We start from the raw sequence: 15,316 nt of genomic DNA, 5'->3' as shown, positions 1-15,316 counted from the left end.
GATCACCCTCGCGAGCAGCGTCGTCGGTGCCGTGATCGTCGCCCTCGACGGCACGGTCCTCACCGTCGCGCAGCCCACGCTGCAACGCGGTCTGAACACCTCGTTCGCGCAGGTCCAGTGGACCAGCACCGCATATCTCATAGCTGTGGCGGGCCTGTTGGTCTTCGCGGGACGCCTCGGTGACCGCTACGGGCATCAACGGGTCTTCGCCCTCGGGATCCTGGGCTTCGGGGCGGCTTCGGCGGGGATCGGCCTCGCGCCCGGGATCGGCTGGGTGATCGCGCTGCGGGTCGCCCAGGGCGTCTTCGGCGCACTGCTGCAACCGGCCACGCTCGGCATGCTGCGTGCCGCGTACCCGCCCGACCGGCTCGGGATGCCCATCGCACTGCGGACGAGTGCCATCGGTCTCGCCGCGGTCGCCGGTCCGCTGGTCGGCGGCGTGCTGGTCAGCCACTTCGGATGGCGGTCCGTCTTCTTCCTCAATGTGCTGCCCGCGCTGGTGATGGGCGTGGCGGCGCTCACCGTCCGGGCGCCGGCCGACCCGGAGACCGGGACCGTCCGCCCCGAGCCGGCCGACGGCCTCGACGTGCCGGGTGCCTGTCTGCTCACGGTGGCCCTGGCCGCCCTGGTGCACACGCTGGTCGCCGCACCCGACACCGGCCGGCCGGCGACGATGGCCGGACTGGCCGTGGTGGCCGCCTCGGGCGCCGCGTTCGTCCACCGGGAACGCCGTGCCGCGAGCCCCCTGGTGCCCGCCGAGGTCCTCGGCTCGGCGACCATCGGCGCGGCGCTCGGAATTCTGGTGGCCGCCTCCGCCGCCATGCTCGGCACGCTCTTCGCCGCCAGCTACTTCCTCCAGGGGACCCTGGGCCTCGACCCGCTGGAGACCGGCCTGCGGGCCCTGCCGGGCGGCGTGATGATGGTGCTCGGCGCTCCCGTCGCCGCCGTCCTTCTGCGCAGGCTCGGCCCGCGGCGGACGACCGTTGCCGGAACGCTCGCCCTCACGCTCGGTGTCCTGCTCCTGGCCCGGCTCGACGAGACGTCGACGGCCCTGCCCGTCGCGGCGGGCTTCCTGCTGCTGGGGGCCGGTTTCGCCACGGTGATGGTGACCGCGACGGCGGTCGTCGTACGGCACGTGTCCGCCGCGTCGGCCGGTGTGGCGGGCGGATTGCAGCAGACGGCGATGAACATCGGACCCACGCTGGGGATCACGGTGGCGGCCACGCTGATGGCGGTGACGCCCGGCGCCGCCATCGGTCCCCCGCTGGTCGCGCTCGCGGCCTTCTCCGCGACGGGAATACTGCTCGCCCTGCGACTTCCGGGGCACAAGGGCACCGTGAGCACCGTCCAGGGGAGCCCGGACGACGTGTCGTCGGCCCGTGCGGGACGATAGAGGGTCACGAGCCGCAGCCCGGAGGAGAGCCATGGGACATCTGCGACAGGAAGTCGAACCGGGATCGGTCGGCCTGGACGCCGAGGCGCTGGACCGACTCGACCGGCACTTCGCCCGGCTGGTCGACGACGGCCGGCTGCCCGGCTACCTGGTCGCCGTCTCCCGGCACGGACAGGTCGCCCACCTCACCACGTACGGCCGGCGCGACCGTGCGGCCGGACTCCCGGTGCGGAGCGACACGTTGTGGCGGATCTACTCCATGACCAAGCCGGTCACGTCGGTCGCCGCGCTGATGCTCCTCGAAGAGGGCCGCCTCGGCCTCGACGACCGCGTGGCCGACTTCCTTCCGGCCTTCGCCGAGCCGCGGGTGTACGTCGGCGGGGCGGGGCCCGGCACGAGGACGCGGCCGGCCGAACAGCCCCTCCTGGTCCGCCACTTGCTGACCCACACCGCGGGCCTGACCTTCGGCTTCTACCACGCGCATCCCGTCGACGAGCTCTACCGGGACGCCGGTCTGGAGTCCTCCGTGGCACCGGGCGCCGACCTGGCCGGGACCTGCGAGGTCTACGCCCGGCTGCCGCTCCAGTTCGAGCCGGGCACCCGGTGGAACTACTCGGTCGCCACCAATGTCCTCGGCCGGGTCATCGAGGTGGTGTCCGGCCAGGACCTCGACGACTTCCTCCACCAGCGGATCCTCGGCCCGCTCGGGATGACGGACGCCGGTTTCCAGGTCACGGACGAACAGGCGGGCAGGCTGGCCGAGTTGTACGGGGAGGACGGCGAAGGGAAGCTCACTCCGATCGCCGGTCTCCCGCTGCGCGGCCGCCCCCGCTTCCTGTCCGGCAGCGGAGGGATGGTCGCCACGGCCCACGACTACCACCGCTTCATGGAGATGCTCCGCCGCCGCGGCGAACTCGACGGAACCCGCCTGCTCCGCCCCGAGACCGTCGACCTCATGGCGTCCAACCACCTGCCCGGCAACGCCGACCGCCGCTCCTTCGGCAGCCCCGTCCACCAGGAACCCGGCAACGCGGGCCTCGGTTTCGGCCTGGGCGTCTCCGTCGTGGTGGACCCGGCGATCACCCGGGCCCCTTCCAGCCAGGGTGCCTTCGGCTGGAGCGGAGTGGCCACCACGACCTTCTGGGTCGACCCCCGGCGCGACCTGACCGTGCAGTTCCTGAGCCAACTGCGCCCGACGGCCTCCAACTCGGTCTTCCCCGAGCTCAAGCGGCTGGTGCACGAGGCGGTACGGGCCTGATGACCGGCGCGGAAGGACCGACTCGGCTTGCGCGCTGCCGGGTCGGCTTCTCCGTCGTCCGGTTGACGCGGTACACGTCCCGTACGCACAGGTTGAGCACCGTGGTGGCCACGATCAGGCCCGCGCACACCAGGAGCACGTCACGGTCGGACCAGGCGCCCGCGGCCAGGGCGGCGAGCAGGTAGCCGAGCGGAACCGGCCCACGCGGCCGCGGCGTCCTGGAAGAGCCCGGCCGTGAGGTGCCGCGCCGCCCGTGCCCGCCGGGGTGCGCGTTCCGCGGCCGTACGGACCGCAGCTCGCGCACCCGGGCGACGGCCCGCGCGTGGGCGAGCGCCCGGGTGCCGGAGCCGAGCAGGCCCGGTTCCGTGCTGTCGGCGCGGGCCTGCGCGTCGAGGGCGACCGCGCCGGCGGCGGCCATGGGCAGGGTCTCGTCACCGCCGTGCCGTCCATGACGGCCACGAGCTGCCCGGCGACCGGGTCGAGCGCGTTGATCACCGCGTGGACGGACGGCACCCAGGCCGCCGCGTTGCCGGGATCCCCGGTCGCCTTCCGTCACTCCTCGGTGATGACCGTCTTCTCCGATTCGCAGAAGATGGCCTTGGCCCACTCCTCGCTGTCCAGGTGGGGCAGGTAGTGGTCGAGGCGCTCCCGCTTGGTCAGCAGGTAGGTGAGGTTGTCCTCGCACGGCGGTATGAGGAGCGGCACCTGCTCGGCGACCTTGATGCCGTGGCGCAGCAGCGACTCCCGCTTGCGCGGGTTGTTCGACAGCAGCCGCACGGACCGTACGCCGAGGTCGTGCAGCATCCGGGCCGCCACCTGGTAGTCGCGGGCGTCCACCGGCAGGCCGAGGGCGAGGTTCGCCTCGACGGTGTCGAGACCCTCCGCCTGGAGCTTCATCGCCTTCAGCTTGGCGAGCAGGCCGATGCCCCGGCCCTCGTGACCCCGGAGGTAGACGAGTACCCCACGGCCCTCGGCCACGATGGCGCGCAGCGACGCGGTGAGTTGGGGGCCGCACTCGCAGTGCTGCGACCCGAAGGAGTCGCCGGTCAGGCATTCGGAATGCAGCCGGGTGAGGACGTCCCCTTCCCGAAGGGTGTCCAAGTCGCCGTACACGAGGACGACTTGTTCCTCGCCGAGATCGTGGTCGAGGTAGCCGACGGCATGGAAATCGCCGTACACGGTGGGCAGCGGGGCAATCACGACTCGTTCGACACCTGTGAGGTGGGCATTCCCGCCGAGTACGCCAAAGTTATCTGTCATGATCTGGTTCCTAAGCAGAGTCGAAAGGGCCGTGAAAACATGAGTAGTTCGGGAACGCGCGCGACGGCGTCCGGTGTGCTGTCACTGGACACCACGGAGGATGTCCGCGAGCGGGGGTCCGGTGTCGCCCGCCAGGTCGCCGTCCTTCCCGTCGGAAGCCTCGAACAGCATGGCGCCTACCTGCCCCTGACGACCGACACACTCGTGGCGTGCGCCATCGCGCGGGAGATCGCGGACGCCTATCCGGTGCATCTTCTTCCTCCGGTGACGATCTCCTGCTCGCACGAGCACGCCGCCTGGCCCGGCACCGTCAGCATTTCCTCCGTGACGCTGTACGCCGTGGTCCGGGACATCGCCGCTTCGTTGCGGCGATCGGGCGTCGACACCCTGGTGGTGGTCAACGGGCACGGAGGGAATTACGTACTGGGCAATGTGGTCCAGGAATCCGCGGGCACCGGTACGCGCATGGCGCTTTTCCCGGCCGTGGAGGACTGGGAAGGCGCGTGTGAACGGGCCGGTGTGCAGACGTCGTTGCTCACTGATATGCACGCGGGAGAAATCGAGACGTCCATTCTCCTGCATGCCCATCCGGAATACGTCAAAGACGGTTATGAGACCTCCGATTTCGTCGCCGACGACCGTCGGCATCTGCTCACCCTCGGCATGTCGGCCTATACCGAGTCCGGGGTCATCGGCCGTCCCTCGATGGCCGCCGCCGAGAAGGGGAAGGAACTCCTCGCCGGGCTGACCGAGGCCTTCGGAGCGTATTTCTCCTTGGTGACGTCCGAGACGCTGCACTGATCGGTCCCTCCCGCGCTCTCCTCGCGGGGGCGCCGGAGCGCGGCACCCCACCGGACGACCAGGACGACGGCGCCGGGCAGACTCGCCGCGAAGCTGAGCACTCCGTAGATCACAGCGACGGTGAGGCCCGTGCCGGCGCCGAGCCCGGCGGCGCCGAACGCCCAGGCGGTGGCGCCCTCACGGGGGCCCCAGCCGCCGACGTTCAGAGGCAGGCCCATGGCGAGCAGGGCGAGCAGCGCCAGCGGCATCAACCGGACGACGGACGCGGTCGATCCGGCGGCCCGTGCGGCGAGCACGAACATCGCCAGGTGACCGGCGAGCACCATGACCGACGCGAGCGTCACACCGGGCCAGCTGCGCCGGGCCAGCAGGGCCCCCCGCGCCTCGACGAGCGCGCCGCGGACGGCTCCGTAGCGGCCGTCGCGCGAGGGGGTACGACGCCTGCGGACGACGCCGAAGGCCACCGCGCCGACCACCGAGACGATCGCGAGGATCAGCGCCACCTCGCGGGACTGTGCGAGCGCCGGTGACGGCTGAGTGAGCAGCACCGCCGCGCCGACGGCGACCAACACGGCCTGTCCCGCGGTGCGTTCGAGCACCACCGCGCGCACTGCCCGGCCGATGTCACCGGCGCTCTGCCCGTGCCGCACGGCCCGGTGCACATCGCCGAGGACTCCGCCGGGCAGTGCGGCGTTCAGGAACAGCGCGCGGTAGTAGTCCGCGACGGCCGCGCCCAGCGGGAGCCGGATGCGCAGCTCGCGTGCGACCAGGCACCACCGCCAGGCGCTGAACACCGTGGTGATCAGCCCGATCCCGATGGCCGCCGCCAGTGTGGTCCCGTCGATCCGCCGCAGCCCGTCCACGAACACCCCGGTACCCAGCCGCCAGAGCAGGACACCGATGATGAGGACACCGGCGACGGTGCCGAGGTGCTTGCGCGCACGACGGAACGCGAGCTTGGCCCGGGAGTCCACGGGTGCCGCGTCGGCCGCGGGACCCGCGAAGTCCCCGGCCGGTGCGGCCTCCGGCCCGGTGTCCGTCGGGCCGGAGGCCCTCGGAGCAGGTGCACCGGACTCCGCGGGGGTGTTCAGGGGCGGGCCGTCGAGGCCCTGGGCCGCGGCTGTCGGTACGGCGGCCGCGCCCAGCGTCTCCAGGCCCGCGCTCACACCGCACCCCCGGCCGGGTGGGGCATCGCCAGCACATCGCTGTGGTCGACGACCACGCGCAGCTCACCAGCGGCACACGCCGTCAGGCGGGAGTCGAGGTACGCCTCCGCTCGTTCCGCCAGCTCGGGGCGCTGTTCCACCGCCGCGCCGACCCAGCCGCGCAGCCACTCCGCGGTGAGGGCGGCCTCGTCGGGGCCGAGCCGCCAGGGGCTCGGGTGCACCCGTACCGTCGCGTCGTAGCGGGCGAACGCCTCGCAGGCGGCCGTGATGGCGTCCGGGCCGAGCAGTTCGCCGCGCCGCTGGTGGGTGTTGAACGCCTCGGCGATCTCGGCGTCCAGCGGATCGGCCGGGGTGAGCTCGACCCGGCCTGCGACGGACAGTGTCAGCAGGGCCGGCACACCGGCGCCCGCGCAGGCCGCCGCGAGCCGGTCGATCTCCTCGACGGTGAGCACGTCGAGCAGCGCCGACGCGGTCACCAGGGAGGCCCCGGACAGGGCGTCCGCGGTCAGCCGGCCGATGTCGCCGCGCTGGGTGGTGACGCTGACATGGCTGCCGTCGGCCGCCGCCTTGGGCGCCCCGACGGTGGCGAAGTGCAGCAGGTACGGGTCCCGGTCGTGCAGGATCCAGTGCTGGGCGCCGTCGAGCCGGGGAGCCAGCCAGCGGCCCATGGAGCCGGTGCCGCACCCGAGGTCGTGGACGACCAGGTCGTCGCCGCCGCGCCCCGGCCGGTTGGCCAGCCGGATGCGCAGCGGGTCGAGCAGGTCGGCCGCCCGCGCGGCGGCGTCGGCGGGTTCCCGCAGCTGGAGCCACTGGGGCGCGTAGCGCACCTCGTCGGCGTCCGGATCCCCGACTCGCTGACCGGGCACGCCCGTCCTCACCTTCTCCTCGGGGATGCCGGAGTCCGGCCCGCTCGCGGGAGTCGTCGCGGTACTCATGCCGCCCTCCGGGGTTCCTGGGGCAGTCGGCCGAGCACACCGGCCAGGCTGCGCGCCGTGGTCGCCCAGCCGTCGAGCGCGGCGCGCCGTCCGCGGGCGGCGGCCTTCAGCCGGCGGCGCACGTCGGCCTCGCCGAACCAGCCGCGCAGCTCCGCGGCGAGCGCCGCCGGGTCCTCCGGGGGGACGAGGATGCCGGGCACTCCACCGTCGGGGGCGCGTCCGACCGCCTCGGGCAGACCGCCGACGTCGGTGGCGAGCACCGGGATGCCGCGGGCCAGGGCCTCGGTGACGGCCATGCCGTAGGTCTCCGCGTACGAGGTGAGGACCATGAGGTCGGCGGCCGCGTAGCTGGCGTCGAGTTCGGCGCCGGCCTGCGGTCCGGCGAGGTGCAGCCGGTCGCCGAGGCCGTATTTCGCGATCAGGGCGCGCAGGTGGTCGACGTAGGCCGGGTCCTGGCCGAGACCGCCGACGCAGACGCAGCTCCAGGGCAGGTCGGTGACGGTGGCGAGGGCCTCGATGAGCCGGTGCTGGCCCTTGCGCGGGGTCACGGCGGCGACGCACAGCAGCCTTGAGACGCCGTCGGTGCCGGAGGCGAGCGGTGCGATGTCGGCGCCGGGCGCGGCGGCATGGACGCGGTCGGGGGCGAGGCCGTGGTGGGCGACGAGCCGGCGGACGGCCCATTCGCTGGTGGCGACGACGGCGGACACGGCCCGCAGGGTCGTACGTTCCAGGGCGTCCAGTTCGGCGGCCACGGCGGGCTCGAGTCCGGTCTCGTCGCCGAGCGGCAGGTGGACGAGGACCACGAGACGCAGCCGGTCGGCCTCGGGGGCGACGATCTCGGGGACTCCGCAGGCGACGATCCCGTCCAGGAGGACGACCGTGCCGTCGGGCAGGTCGGCCAGGGTCCGGGCGAGTTCCGTACGGGCGGCGGCACCGGGGCGGGGCCACTCACCGGCGACGATGTGCCGCTCGACCTGCCAGCCGAAGCCGGGGAGGTCCAGGCAGAGCCGGCGGTCGTAGGCGTTGCCGCCGCTCGGCGTGGCCGGGTCGTCGACGCCGCCCGGCATGACGAAGTGCACGGAGCGCAGGGACATGGGGATGATCTCGGCGTTCTTGAGAGCCGCGTTCTGCACGGGCACGTAGTTCAGGGCACCCGGTCCGTCGGTCGCGGCGGCACGGCCGGACGGCGGGGAGGCCTGGTCCAGGGTCACATCGGTCACAGCGCACGCTCGTAACTCGCCCAGGCGATGTGCGACTCGTGCAAGGTGACGGTGATGCCGGTGAGGCCGCGGGCGCCTTCGCCGAGGCCTCCGGCGTGCACCCGGTCGGCGAGCCGGTCGGCGATGACCTTGGCCAGGAACTCGGTCGAGGTGTTGGTGTCCTTGAAGTCCGGCTCGCTGTCGAGATTGCGATAGTTCAACTCGCTCACGACGGCGCCGAGCTCCTGCGTGGCCAGTCCGATGTCGACGACGATGTTGTCGTCGTCCAGCTCGGGGCGGCGGAAGGTGGCGTCCACCAGGAACGTCGCCCCGTGCAGACGCTGCGCGGGTCCGAAGACCTCGCCACGGAAGCTGTGGGCGATCATCAGGTGATCGCGGACGGTGATGCTGAACAACGGACGACCCTCCAGGTGCGGTACGTCTGATCCTCTGCCGGGATCACGTCGTGTAGTACGGCTGTCCTGTTCACCTTGTTCAGCCGCCTGTCGGCCTTTCTTCGGCGTCCGCTGAGGTCAGGCCGGTTCTCGACGGCTCAAACGTCTTCGTAGGCGACACGGTGACACAGGGCGGGTATCGATCCGGAGGCGAGTTTCCCCATCACGTCGGGGAGTTCCCCGAAGGCGGACTCGCCCGTGATCAGGGCGTCGAAGGCCGGTTCGGCGAGGAGTTCCAGGGCGAGCGCCAGGCGGTCGGCGTACGTCCGTCCGGCCCGGCCCGAGGGGGAGACGGAACCCACCTGACTGCTGCGCAGGGTCAGCCGGCGGGAATGGAAGGCCTCCCCGAGCGGCAGGCTGACCCGGCGGTCTCCGTACCAGCTCAGCTCGATGACGGTCCCCTCGCGGGCGAGCAGGTCCAGGGAGCGGGTGAGTCCGGCCTCGGTGGCACTGGCGTGCACGACGAGGTCGAGTTCGCCTTCGGCTTCCTCGGGGAGCGCGAAGCCGACGCCGAGCGCGCGGGCGACGTCGCCGCGTGCCGGGTCGGCGTCGACGAGCTGGACCCGTACTCCGGGGAAGCGGGCGAGCAGCGCGGCCACCGAGCAGCCGACCATGCCGCCGCCGACCACGGCGACGCGGTCGCCGATCAGCGGGGCGGCGTCCCACAGGGCGTTCACGGCGGTCTCGACTGTGCCGGCGAGGATGGCGCGGGAGGCGGGCACCGACTCGGGTACGACCGTCACGGCACTCGCCGGGACGACGTAGCGCGTCTGGTGCGGGTAGAGGCAGAAGACCGTGCGCCCGAGCAGATGCCCGGGCCCTTCCTCCACCCGGCCGACGTTCAGGTAGCCGTATTTCACGGGCGCCGGGAAATCCCCGTCCTGGAACGGCGCGCGCATCGAGGCGTGCTGGTTCTCCGGGACTCCCCCGCGGAACACGAGGGTCTCGGTGCCTCTGCTGACTCCCGAGTACAGCGTACGGACCAGCACCTCGCCCTCCGTGGGCGCCGACAGGGTGAGATCCCGGATCTCGCCGTGGCCCGGCGACGCGAGCCAGAAGGCGCGAGCTGTGAGTTCCATGAGCGTCCCCCTGAACGATTCCGCAGATCTTCACGTACGGAGCAGTGACAAGTCGCGCACACGGTACGCGGCGTTGATCGAATCTGTCATTCGGCCGGAGGATCTGCGGTGGCCCTGAACAACATGTACGGCGCGACGAGGCTCCCCCAGCAGGAGACCATGGTGGGAGCCGGCGTGCAGCTCCTGCTGCTGGCCCTGCTGGGCACGGCGATCGGGATGGGGCCCGCGGGCTGGCTCTGCGGGCTGGCGTTCGCGATCGCCACGTGGGCGGTGCTCACCCGCGCCCTGCGGCGCTCGCAGCCCCGTTCCTTCGGACCCGCCAATCGGGTCACGCTCGGCCGCGCGATCCTGGTGGGCGGCGTCACCGCGCTGGTCGCGGACTCCTTCCAGAGCTCGCCGCCGGTGAGTCTGCTGGTCGGCCTGACGGCGGTCGCCCTGATCCTGGACGGCGTCGACGGCAAGGTCGCCCGGCGGACCGGCACGTCCTCCGCTCTGGGCGCGCGCTTCGACATGGAAGTCGACGCGTTCCTGATCCTCGTGCTGAGCGTGTACGTCGGGATGTCGCTCGGTCCGTGGGTGCTGCTGATCGGCACCATGCGGTACGCCTTCGTCGCGGCGGCCCGGGTGCTGCCGTGGCTGAACGGCGAGCTGCCGCCGAGCATGGCGCGCAAGACGGTGGCGGCCATGCAGGGGATCATCCTCCTGGTCGCCGGCGCCGGGATCCTGCCGTACGACGCGCAGCTGACGACCGTGCTGACGGCCCTCGCGCTCCTCGTGTGGTCGTTCGGCCGCGACATCGCGTGGCTGTGGCGGCAGGGCGGACAGGAGCCCGTGGCGCGGACCCCGGAGATCGAGCGGACGCGGGAACTGGTCGGCGCGGGCTCGGCCCCCGCTGGTTCCGAGGGCTGATCACCCGCCCGTACGGATTCCCCGCCTCGGCGGGGTGAGACTCAGCAAGTGCTCCCGACGCCCCGCGTCACGCGGTCGTCCCGTTCCCCCCTCCTCGCCGGTCGCCCGGACACAGAACCGTCGGAATAGCTGACGGAAATTGTCAGGTATCGCCTCCACAGTGGTGCGCACGGACCCGGTGGGCGGGTCCCGAGCGGGAGGTCGGACATGGCACGGCACATGGTCGAGTTCGAGGTGGCGGGTCCCTGGTCCCTGGAGAGCGGCCGGGAGTTCTGGGAGGAGATGGCACCCGTGCCACCGGCCGAGGCCGGGGGTGAGGGCGCGGCGCTGCGCACGGTCTTCCACGCCGACGCCGACTGGCACCAGGTCGCGGCGGAGGTGACACAGAGCGGGTCCGCCGCTCGCGTCGCGGTCACCGGGGACGGCGATCTGGACGCCGCCGCCGAGCAGGTGCGCCGCTTCCTGTCCCTGGACGTCGACGCCCGCGGCTGGTCCGCCGTGGGCGACCGCGACCCGGTGATCGGCCGGATCCAGGCCCGCCGGCCGGGACTTCGCCCGTGCGGCTTCCATTCCCCGTACGAGGCCGCCTGCTGGGCGGTGCTGACCCAGCGCACCGGGATGAGCGCCGCCCGCGGCATGCGCGACGACATCGTCTCCCGCTACGGCACCGGCGGCGCGTTCCCGGCACCCGAGGCCCTGCGCCGACTGGACACCGAACTGCCCTGGCGCAAGACCGAATACCTGCACGCCGTCGCGCGGGCCGCTCTGGACGGAGTGCTCGACGGCGCCCAACTGCGTTCCCTGGAACCGCGGGACGCGATGCGGCGGGTCCAACAGGTGAAGGGCCTGGGCGCGTTCGCCGCCGAACTGGTCGTCGTCCGCGGCGCGAACAGCCCCGATGTCCTGCCGGCCCAGGAACACCGGCTCGCCGCGGAGATCGCCGAGCAGTACGGGCCGGAACGCGGACCGGCCGAGGTCTCGGAGAACTGGCGGCCGTTCCGCACCTGGGCCGCGCTCCATCTGCGGGTTCTGCGCGGCGAACGCCTGGGTGGCGCCGAGGGGACGGGCGCTGCGCGGGCGTCCGGGGGATGACGGTCGTCCACCCACCCGGCGCATCGAGGGAATTCGGATGTCCGCCCGACATTCACGACCTGTCCCGACCGGTAGCGAACATCAACTGGCTAGACTACGCACCCTCGTGCACGTGATCGCGCCACGCGCGAGCAAGGCCGTTCCGAAGGGTTTCGACGCTTGATAGCCATCGAAGATGTCAGCAAGCGATACGCCGACGGCACGGTGGCCGTCGATCGCCTGTCTCTCCAGATACCGAACCACTCCATCACCGTTCTCGTCGGACCTTCGGGCTGCGGCAAGACCACCACGCTCCGCATGATCAACCGCATGGTCGAGCCGAGCAGCGGCACCATCCGGGTCGACGGCGAGGACATCCGGAGCAAGCCGGTCAACGCCCTTCGCCGCTCCATGGGTTACGTCATCCAGAACGCCGGTCTCTTCCAGCACCGGACGATCCTCGACAACATCGCCACGGTGCCCCGGCTGCTCGGCTGGTCCAAGCAGCGCGCCCGGGAGCGCGCGGCGGAACTGATGGAACGGGTCGGCCTCGACCCGGCCATGGCCCGCCGCTACCCGTACCAGCTCTCCGGCGGCCAGCAGCAACGGGTGGGCGTCGCCCGCGCGTTGGCGGCGGACCCGCCCATTCTGCTCATGGACGAGCCGTTCTCGGCGGTCGACCCCGTCGTCCGCCGGGGCCTGCAGGAGGAGTTGCTGCGCATCCAGGGCGAACTCGGCAAGGCCATCGTGTTCGTCACCCACGACATGGACGAGGCGATCACCATCGGCGACCGCATCGCCGTGCTGCGCACCGGCGGCAAGCTCGCCCAGTTCGCCACCCCCGACGAGATCCTCTCGTCACCGGCCGATCCGTTCGTCGAGCAGTTCCTCGGCGCCGACCGGGGCATCCGCGGTCTGTCGTTCCTCTCCACCCGCGATCTCGAACTCGACCGCTCCCGGGTCTTCCCCGTCGGCTCCGACTGGCGGGAGATCGCCGGACGCGACCCGGAAGGGACGCCCGTGCTGGTGACGGACGCCGACGGCAAGCCGCTCGGCTGGACCGACCCCGGCGCCTGGGACGGAGACCTCGCGGACCTCGAACCCTACGGCCCGAGCTTCGAGGTGGGCCGCGACTCGCTGCGGGTCGCCCTGGACCGGGCCGTGCTGTCGCCGACCGGCCGGGCGGTCGCCGTAGACGCCTCCGGGCAGGTGCTCGGGGTCGCCGGACAGGAGACGGTCGCCGCGGCGATCCGGGCGGCCCGGCAGCGGCGGTCGGCGGACGCCCCGCAGGAGACGGCGTCGGCTTCGGCGAAGGCCGGGCGATGAACGAGTACTTCCACATGCCGAGCGCCATCCAGCACAGCTATACCGGCCTGATCCTCCTCCATCTGCAGGAGGCGCTCGTCCCCGTGCTGGCCGGTCTGCTGCTGGCCCTGCCGATCGGACTGCTGTGCGTCCACTACGACTGGCTCTACGCGCCGGTGCTGTGGACCTCGACGGTGCTCTACGCGATCCCCTCCATCGCCTTCTTCGTGGTGCTCATCGACTACACCGGGCTGAGCCGGCTGACGGTGATGATCCCGCTCTGCCTGTACAGCCTCGTCGTGCTCGTCCCGGCGGTGGTCGACGGGGTCCGCTCGGTCTCCGAGGAGACGAACGCCGCCGCCACGGCCATGGGCATCGGCCTCGTGCGCCGCTACCTCCAGGTCCAACTGCCCATCGCGGTACCGGCGATCATGGCCGGGCTGCGGGTGGCCGTCGCCTCGAGCATCAGCCTGGTGAGCGTCGGCGGGCTGATCGGCAACCAAGGGGCGTTCGGAAATCTGCTGATCTACGCGCAGTTGTACGGCCTCCCCCGGCTCGCGGTGACCGCGGTGGTCACCACCGCCGCCCTCGCGATCGTGATCGACGCCCTGCTGGTCCTGCTTCGGCGAGTCCTCACTCCCTGGGAGCCGCAGTCAGGCGGCGCGGCCCGGCGATCCGGGGCCGCGACGACCGCGGATGCCGTCACCCGCACCCCGGAGGGCGCCTCGTGAACGTACTCAACTTCATGCAGTCCTTCTTCAGCGACGGCTCCCACTGGCACGGCTACGACGGCATCCCGCAGCGCGTGTGGGAGCACGTCCAGTACACGGCCGGGGCCCTCGCGATCGCCGCGGCCATCGGTCTGCCGATCGGGCTGCTCACCGGGCACACCGGGCGCGGCGGCAACGCGCTGGCCTTCGTGTCGGCCGGCGCCCGCGCGCTGCCGACCTTCGGGCTGCTGGTCCTGATGTTCGTCTGGCTGGGCCTGGGCATCGTGCCCGTGATGATCCCGCTCGTGGTGCTGGCCATCCCGCCGGTCCTCATCACCACCTACGAGGCGATCCGCACCGTGGACCCCGCCCCCGTCGATGCCGCCCGCGGCATGGGCATGCCCGAGGCGCAGGTCCTGTTCCAGGTCGAGGTCCCGGCCGCCCTGCCGCTGATCCTCAGCGGGCTGCGCTCGGCGACGATCCAGATCGTCTCGACGGCGACGATCGCGGCCTATGTGTCCCTCGGCGGGGTCGGCCGGTACATCCTGGACGGCCTCTACCAGCACAACTACGAGAAGGTGGCCGGCGGAGCGGCCCTCACGGCGCTCCTCGCGCTGCTCGTCCTCCTGCTGTTCTGGGGCGTAGGCAAGGTGGCGGTCTCCCCCGGCGTCCGCAGACGCCGGGCCGCGTAGCGACCCCACCGAGTGGCGCTGCCACCATGACGGGGACGGCCTCGGGGCCGTCCCCGTTTCAGCGTTCGGCCCTGGCCAGGGCGTGTTCGAGGACGACGAGCAGCGCGTCGCGTACGGAACCGCGGTCGCGGGCGTCGAACACGGTCAGCGGGACGTGTTCGGCGACGTCGAGGGCCCACCGGACGTCGTCCAGATCGTGTTCGAGTTTGCCGTCGAAGGCGTTGACGGCCACGGCGAAGGGGATGTCGCGGTGCTCGAAGTAGTCGACCGCCGCGTAGCAGTCGTCGAGGCGTCGGGTGTCGACGATGACGAGGCCGCCGAGCGCGCCCTCGACGAGGTCGTCCCACATGAACCCGAACCGCTCCTGGCCGGGGGTGCCGAACAGGTAGAGCTTCAGGGTCGGGTCGAGGGTGACACACCCGAAGTCCATGGCGACGGTCGTCGTCACCTTCTCCGGGGTGTGGGTGAGGTCGTCGACGCCGGCGGCGACCGAGGTGATGGACGCCTCGGTGGTCAGCGGCTCGATCTCCGAAATGGCCCCCACCGTCGTGGTCTTGCCCACGCCGAAGCCGCCCGCGATCACCATCTTCACCGGCAGCGGAGGCCGGGGCCGCGCGTCGTCAGCGCTCACGGATCGCGCCCCGGGAGTCGGGGATAGCTCGGAGACCATCGATAACCCTTCGCAGAACGGTGACATCGCGGTTGGAGTGGACCTGCGGTGCGTACAGGGCCAGTTGGCCGTCGGCGCGCAGATCGTCGGCGAGTACCCGGATCACATTCAAATGCATCCGGAGTTTCGCCGCGATCTCCGCGAGCGACTGCGGCTCACGGCAGACCGTGATGATGTCGCGGTGCTGGTCGAAGACGAAGGCGTCCAGCGCCGCCAGCCCCACGTCGGTGGCCACCACCTGAGTCTCGATCGGGATCGGCGGTACGAGACTGTCTCCCCCGGCGATCCGCCCCGCGGTCAGCAGGAACGGCCGGACGACCGAGGCGGGGCGTTCCACTCCCCATTCGGCGTCGCCGCCGGCCAGTGGCTCGCCGGACGTCATCACGTCCTCCCCCTTCACCTCGCCGGGCGCC

The 15,316-nt window shown here is 72.0% G+C and carries 16 protein-coding genes and 1 pseudogene; 8 read left to right on the top strand and 9 right to left on the bottom strand.

Annotated features, from left to right (window positions below):
* Position 1 precedes the first annotated feature (1 nt).
* A complete protein-coding gene (locus ACFYW8_RS27105) occupies positions 2-1,393 on the top strand; it encodes an MFS transporter (protein ID WP_389081488.1) in 1,392 nt (463 codons plus the stop codon).
* 31 nt (positions 1,394-1,424) lie between these two features.
* The gene (locus ACFYW8_RS27100) at positions 1,425-2,651 is read left to right on the top strand and encodes a serine hydrolase domain-containing protein (protein WP_389081376.1); all 1,227 of its coding nucleotides are present in this window, start codon (positions 1,425-1,427) and stop codon (positions 2,649-2,651) included.
* Here the strand turns inward: ACFYW8_RS27100 and ACFYW8_RS27095 are convergent.
* Positions 2,617-3,069, bottom strand: coding sequence for a hypothetical protein (locus tag ACFYW8_RS27095; protein ID WP_389081371.1), 453 nt, complete (start codon positions 3,067-3,069; stop codon positions 2,617-2,619). The two genes, ACFYW8_RS27100 and ACFYW8_RS27095, sit on opposite strands and share 35 nt — an antisense overlap.
* Positions 3,070-3,203: 134 nt before the next feature.
* Positions 3,204-3,911 carry a GTP cyclohydrolase II gene (ribA, locus tag ACFYW8_RS27090; RefSeq protein WP_365872569.1) on the bottom strand — a complete coding sequence of 236 codons (708 nt, stop codon included), beginning with the start codon at positions 3,909-3,911 and terminating at the stop codon, positions 3,204-3,206.
* Positions 3,912-3,950: 39 nt separating this feature from the next.
* On the opposite strand from ribA, the gene ACFYW8_RS27085 reads away from it, so the two are divergent.
* Positions 3,951-4,712 carry a creatininase family protein gene (locus ACFYW8_RS27085; RefSeq protein ID WP_365872624.1) on the top strand — a complete coding sequence of 254 codons (762 nt, stop codon included), beginning with the start codon at positions 3,951-3,953 and terminating at the stop codon, positions 4,710-4,712.
* A gap of 137 nt (positions 4,713-4,849) precedes the next feature.
* On the opposite strand, the pseudogene ACFYW8_RS27080 reads toward ACFYW8_RS27085, so the two are convergent.
* From ACFYW8_RS27080 to ACFYW8_RS27060, 5 genes and pseudogenes are all read right to left on the bottom strand, one after another.
* A pseudogene (locus ACFYW8_RS27080) lies at positions 4,850-5,575 on the bottom strand (YbhN family protein); the annotation flags it as partial.
* A 299-nt stretch (positions 5,576-5,874) separates the two neighbouring features.
* Positions 5,875-6,813 (bottom strand): class I SAM-dependent methyltransferase, encoded by a 939-nt coding sequence (locus ACFYW8_RS27075; protein WP_389081364.1) that lies wholly within the window; start codon positions 6,811-6,813, stop codon positions 5,875-5,877.
* Complete coding sequence (locus ACFYW8_RS27070) at positions 6,810-8,033, bottom strand: glycosyltransferase family 4 protein (protein ID WP_365872565.1); 1,224 nt, start codon at positions 8,031-8,033, stop codon at positions 6,810-6,812. The genes ACFYW8_RS27075 and ACFYW8_RS27070 overlap by 4 nt, the downstream gene beginning before the upstream one ends.
* Complete coding sequence (locus ACFYW8_RS27065) at positions 8,030-8,428, bottom strand: 6-carboxytetrahydropterin synthase (protein ID WP_365872562.1); 399 nt, start codon at positions 8,426-8,428, stop codon at positions 8,030-8,032. Before ACFYW8_RS27065 ends, ACFYW8_RS27070 begins: the two co-directional genes overlap by 4 nt.
* A 137-nt stretch (positions 8,429-8,565) precedes the next feature.
* Positions 8,566-9,546 (bottom strand): zinc-binding alcohol dehydrogenase, encoded by a 981-nt coding sequence (locus ACFYW8_RS27060; RefSeq protein WP_365872560.1) that lies wholly within the window; start codon positions 9,544-9,546, stop codon positions 8,566-8,568.
* Positions 9,547-9,654: 108 nt separating this feature from the next.
* Here ACFYW8_RS27060 and ACFYW8_RS27055 point away from each other — a divergent pair, with 108 nt between their 5' ends.
* The 5 genes from ACFYW8_RS27055 (at position 9,655) to ACFYW8_RS27035 (ending at position 14,233) form a co-directional block, all read left to right on the top strand.
* Positions 9,655-10,455 carry a CDP-alcohol phosphatidyltransferase family protein gene (locus tag ACFYW8_RS27055; RefSeq protein ID WP_389081353.1) on the top strand — a complete coding sequence of 267 codons (801 nt, stop codon included), beginning with the start codon at positions 9,655-9,657 and terminating at the stop codon, positions 10,453-10,455.
* 207 nt (positions 10,456-10,662) lie between these two features.
* A complete protein-coding gene (locus ACFYW8_RS27050) occupies positions 10,663-11,547 on the top strand; it encodes a DNA-3-methyladenine glycosylase family protein (protein ID WP_389081349.1) in 885 nt (294 codons plus the stop codon).
* Positions 11,548-11,706: 159 nt separating this feature from the next.
* Positions 11,707-12,852: an ABC transporter ATP-binding protein gene (locus ACFYW8_RS27045; RefSeq protein ID WP_389081344.1), complete on the top strand. Its 1,146-nt coding sequence runs from the start codon at positions 11,707-11,709 to the stop codon at positions 12,850-12,852.
* The gene (locus ACFYW8_RS27040) at positions 12,849-13,562 is read left to right on the top strand and encodes an ABC transporter permease (protein ID WP_389081338.1); all 714 of its coding nucleotides are present in this window, start codon (positions 12,849-12,851) and stop codon (positions 13,560-13,562) included. Before ACFYW8_RS27045 ends, ACFYW8_RS27040 begins: the two co-directional genes overlap by 4 nt.
* The gene (locus ACFYW8_RS27035) at positions 13,559-14,233 is read left to right on the top strand and encodes an ABC transporter permease (protein ID WP_365872548.1); all 675 of its coding nucleotides are present in this window, start codon (positions 13,559-13,561) and stop codon (positions 14,231-14,233) included. The genes ACFYW8_RS27040 and ACFYW8_RS27035 overlap by 4 nt, the downstream gene beginning before the upstream one ends.
* A 58-nt stretch (positions 14,234-14,291) precedes the next feature.
* On the opposite strand, the gene ACFYW8_RS27030 is transcribed toward ACFYW8_RS27035, so the two are convergent.
* Positions 14,292-14,903 (bottom strand): ATP/GTP-binding protein, encoded by a 612-nt coding sequence (locus ACFYW8_RS27030; protein ID WP_365872546.1) that lies wholly within the window; start codon positions 14,901-14,903, stop codon positions 14,292-14,294.
* On the bottom strand, positions 14,854-15,285 hold the full coding sequence (locus tag ACFYW8_RS27025; protein WP_365872544.1) for a DUF742 domain-containing protein: 432 nt from the start codon (positions 15,283-15,285) through the stop codon (positions 14,854-14,856). Before ACFYW8_RS27025 ends, ACFYW8_RS27030 begins: the two co-directional genes overlap by 50 nt.
* Between the last annotated feature and the right edge of the window lie 31 nt (positions 15,286-15,316).

This window comes from Streptomyces sp. NPDC002742 (assembly GCF_042888885.1).
Taxonomy (GTDB): Bacteria; Actinomycetota; Actinomycetes; order Streptomycetales; family Streptomycetaceae; genus Streptomyces.
Note: the sequence above shows the minus strand (reverse complement) of the source record. Positions and strands in the feature narration are given on the sequence as shown.